Source organism: Micromonospora sp. I033 (assembly GCF_053890995.1).
On sequence record NZ_JBSSLX010000341.1, the window covers coordinates 1 to 3,763 of the forward strand.

A 3,763-nucleotide genomic window follows, 5' to 3' on the forward strand; every position below is an offset into this window, starting at 1 on the left:
CGGCACCGTCGGGCCCACGCGCGATGAGCGACAGGTCCGCCCGGTACTCGTCGTCCTCCCCCAGCTCACCCAGCCACTCCTCGGCCGTGGGCGAGCCGAAGCCGGGCCGGTCAGCGAACGACGCCCAGTAGGTCGAGAACAGCTCCGGGCCGAGCGTCACCGGCTCGGTGCTCACACCGTCGGGACGAGCGACATCAGGAAGAGAGCAGAGGTCGTGCCGCTGCACCCACTCCATGAACGTCCGCTCGAAGCCGCGTGCCGTGAACAACACGTCCGCACCAGGGCTCCACGACTCGGTGGTCACCAGCAGGTCGGCGTCGCCCGCCTGCTCGACAGCCCAGCTCAGCAACCGGCCGCCGAGACCCCGCTCCCGCCAGTCCGGATGCACCAGGCCGGTGCTGGTGGCCGGCTGCCCGCCCAGGCCGACGCCCGCAGCGGCAACCAGGCCGCCGTCGTGCCAGGCGCCGAGGGTACGGGTCTGGAGCAGCCGCGCCCGCAGCAACGGGGTACGGGCGAACAGCGGCAGCCCTCCGTCGACGGCCAGGCACGCCTCGGCCAGCCGGGTCAGCTCCGCGAGGTGTTCCTCGCCGAACTCTTTCCAGACGAGCCCGTCCACTCCCCACCCCCGGTGACAATCGCCGGTCACACGAGCCGGCAGCCCGCTGGGCAGTAGGCCCCGCGCCCGGGACCGGTGTCAACCGCATTCGGTGTCGTACAAGTCTGGGAGCATCAGCACATGGCGACCTCGAAGCAGCCGGTGACCGTGCCGACCGACGCCAGCGTCGACGATTTCCTGGCGGCCGTGCCGGACGACCGCCGGCGGGCCGACGCGGAGCGGCTCTGCGCGCTGCTGCGCGAGGTGACCGGCGAGCCCCCGGTCATGTGGGGCCCGAGCATCGTGGGCTTCGGCAGCTACCACTACGTCTACGCGAGCGGGCACACGGGCGACTGGCCCCTCGTCGGCTTCTCGCCACGCAAGCAGCAGCTCGTCCTCTACCTGGTGGGCGGCTTCGAGGAGCGCTACCCGTCGGTGCTCGCCCGGCTCGGTCCGCACAAGACCGGCAAGGGCTGCCTCTATCTCAAGCGCCTCGACGCCGTCGACGAGAGCGCGCTGCGCGAGCTGGTCGACCGCACGGTCCGGGTGCACAAGGGCGTGGACCGGGCCAGCGAACGTCGAGGCTAGGCAGCCTCACAGGACCCGGGTGACCCGCTCCCCGGCGATGCGCTCGTCCTGGGCGGCCGGGTCGAGGTTGGCGCAGAGCACCACGGACGCCCCGGCCGCAAGGGGAGCGAGCAGCCACTTCAACGGCTGCTCGTGCTCGGCCACGTCGACCAGCAGGCGGTCACCGGCGTGCAGGTCGAGCTGCGTGGCGTACTCCCGTGCCACCGCGCCCCACTCGCCGTAGCTGGTGCCGTCCGGGCTGGCCGGATCGGACGGGCGGAGAGCCCCCAGATCGGGAGCGATCTCGGGATGCCGGAGCACCTCGGTGGACCAGTCCAACCATCCGAGGGGCACCGAGGACAGCGGGCCGGTTCCGGTGCCGACGAGGTAGCGGTGCGTCCCCTCCGGCACGTCCTCCAGCCAGTCGTCGAGCCGTTCCGGCGTCACGAACACCGCGTCGTACGGCAGCTCGGCGCCGGGTTCGAGAACCGGCAGCCCGGCCAGGGCCCGGGGCCGGAACGAGACCGACAGCCCGACCGACCAGGCCCCGATGAGCACGGCCGCGGTGCGCCAGTGCGGCGGCAACAGCACGGCCACCCGGTCACCGGGCCGCAGCCCGCAGCCGTCCCGGAGCAGCCCGGCGCTGCGGGCCGCCCACGCGCCCAACTGCTGTGCGGTGAGGTCGGTGCGCTCGCCGGTGGCGCCGTCGAGGTAGCTGAGCAGCGGCTCGTGGGTCGCTACGGCGACGGGCGCGTGGTCGGCCATCGGGTGGACTCCTCCCTGGCGGTCAGCTCACCCTAGCCGGGCGAACCGATCCACCAGGAGGGCCAACCGCCGCTCGTGTTCCTCCCGCCGGAGCCGGCCGTTGCGCATCAGCGAGACCAGGCCGTGCAGCCCGCTCCAGAAGGTCTCGGTGAACGTCTCCAGGTTGTCGTCACCGGCGAAGGGGCGCAGGGTCTCGGCCAGCTCGGCGAAGGCCCGGGCCAGCTCGACCGGCACGTCCTGGCTGGCGAAGGGCAGTTCGGTGGGGAGGTTGAAGATCGCGTCGTAGAGCGCGGGCCGGCGTTCGGCGAACGCGGCGTACGCCGTGGCGATGCCGGCCACCGCCTGCCGCGGGTCGGTCGCGGCGGCCCGCGCGGCGGCGAGTTCGGCGGCCAGATCGCCGCAGCCCTCCACGGCGACCGCCGCCATGATGGCGCTCTTGCCCTTGAAGTGGCTGTAGAGGACGGGCTGGCTGTACTCGATCTCGGCGGCGAGCCGGCGGGTGGTGACGGCGTCCCAGCCCTCCGACTCGGCCAGCTCCCGGGCCGCAGCGATGATCGCCCGCTCCCGTTCCGCCCGCTCCCGCTCCCGCCGCGCCTGAATTGACATGACCACGACTCTAGCACCGCTAGCCAATCTGCCGTTGCTCTGCTAGCTTCGCTCTCGGATCTAGCAGCGCTAGCAATCGGAGTCGAACATGCTCAGCACCATCGCCTACGGGCTCGCCGTCGTCCTCAGCCTCTTCTGCGTCTTCATCGGCGCCCGGTTCCTCCTGGCGCCTCGGGCCTCGGCCGCCGGCTACGGCGTCCCGGTCAAGCCGGACGAAGACCCCGCCTACCTCACGATCAAGGGCCTGCGCGATCTCAGCTACGGCCTGCTCGGTCTCGCCCTCATCGCCTTCACCAGCGCCGAGGCGGTCGCCTGGTACATGCTGATCGTCGCGATCAACCCGCTGGGAGACACCCTCATCGTGCTGCGCCACGGCAGGAAGGCCATCGCCTTCGGCGTCCACTTCGCCACCGCCGTGGTCATCCTGCTCAACGCCGCCCTGCTGTTCGCCCTCTAGTCCGAGGTGCCGCCGGAGAGCCCGCCGGAGGTGCGGGAGCTGACACTTCCCGGGCACGCCGCCCGCCGGTGACCAGCGACCGGGCCCGCGACCGTCGACTTCGGTCGCGGGTCCCGCCGACCAGTGCCGTGTCGGCGATCCGTGGGCGTCCACCCTTGAGGTGGGGCCGGGTCAGCGCAGGGGAAGCTCGGGGCCGCCGTCGAGCAGCGGGGCCAGCAGGTCGCCCTGCTTCTCCACCCGCTTGAGCACCTCGGTGGCCGTGTACGGCTTCGTCGACGGCCGCTTGCCGGCCGCGCCCGCCTCGACCTCGTCCCAGGTCAGCGGGGTGGAGACCGAGGGCACGTCCTGCGCCCGCAGCGAGTACGGCGCCACCGTCGTCTTCGCGGCGTTGTTCTGGCTCCAGTCGATGAAGACCTTGCCGGGGCGCAGGTTCTTCGCCATCTTCGAGACGATCAGCTTCGGGTGCGCCTTCTCCAGCTCCTGCGCGATCCGCTTGGCGTAGTCGGAAACCAGATCGGCGTCCTGGGTGCCGGCGATCGGGCAGCAGAGCTGCATGCCCTTCTTCCCCGACGTCTTCGGGTAGCTGTCGATGCCGTCCTCGGCGAGCCGGTCCCGCATGAGCAGCGCGACCTGGCAGCACTGCTTCAGCGCGGCCGGGGCGCCCGGGTCCAGGTCGACCACCATCATGTCCGGGTGCTCGCCGACCTTCCACTGCGGCGTGTGCAGTTCCAGCGCGGCGAGGTTGGCCAGCCAGACCAGGGTGGGCAGGTCGT

Annotated in this window: 6 protein-coding genes; 2 read left to right on the plus strand and 4 right to left on the minus strand. The window is 72.0% G+C overall.

Features of this window, described 5'->3' with window-relative positions; translation table 11 throughout:
• A partial coding sequence (locus ACW0Q9_RS29685) for a GNAT family N-acetyltransferase (protein ID WP_456186949.1) occupies positions 1-616 on the minus strand: 616 nt, incomplete at its 3' end.
• Positions 617-736: 120 nt separating this feature from the next.
• On the opposite strand from ACW0Q9_RS29685, the gene ACW0Q9_RS29690 reads away from it, so the two are divergent.
• On the plus strand, positions 737-1,183 hold the full coding sequence (locus ACW0Q9_RS29690; RefSeq protein ID WP_456186951.1) for a DUF1801 domain-containing protein: 447 nt from the start codon (positions 737-739) through the stop codon (positions 1,181-1,183).
• 6 nt (positions 1,184-1,189) lie between these two features.
• Here ACW0Q9_RS29690 and ACW0Q9_RS29695 read toward each other — a convergent pair whose 3' ends face one another.
• Positions 1,190-1,927, minus strand: a complete 738-nt coding sequence (locus ACW0Q9_RS29695; RefSeq protein WP_456186953.1) for a TIGR03089 family protein — start codon at positions 1,925-1,927, stop codon at positions 1,190-1,192.
• A gap of 27 nt (positions 1,928-1,954) precedes the next feature.
• Positions 1,955-2,533, minus strand: coding sequence for a TetR/AcrR family transcriptional regulator (locus ACW0Q9_RS29700; RefSeq protein ID WP_456186955.1), 579 nt, complete (start codon positions 2,531-2,533; stop codon positions 1,955-1,957).
• Positions 2,534-2,621: 88 nt separating this feature from the next.
• Between ACW0Q9_RS29700 and ACW0Q9_RS29705 the strand changes: the two genes are divergently transcribed.
• Positions 2,622-2,990, plus strand: coding sequence for a DUF4267 domain-containing protein (locus ACW0Q9_RS29705; protein ID WP_456186957.1), 369 nt, complete (start codon positions 2,622-2,624; stop codon positions 2,988-2,990).
• Positions 2,991-3,161: 171 nt separating this feature from the next.
• Here the strand turns inward: ACW0Q9_RS29705 and ACW0Q9_RS29710 are convergent.
• The coding region (locus ACW0Q9_RS29710) for a DNA polymerase domain-containing protein (RefSeq protein WP_456186959.1) at positions 3,162-3,763 on the minus strand (602 nt) is incomplete at its 5' end.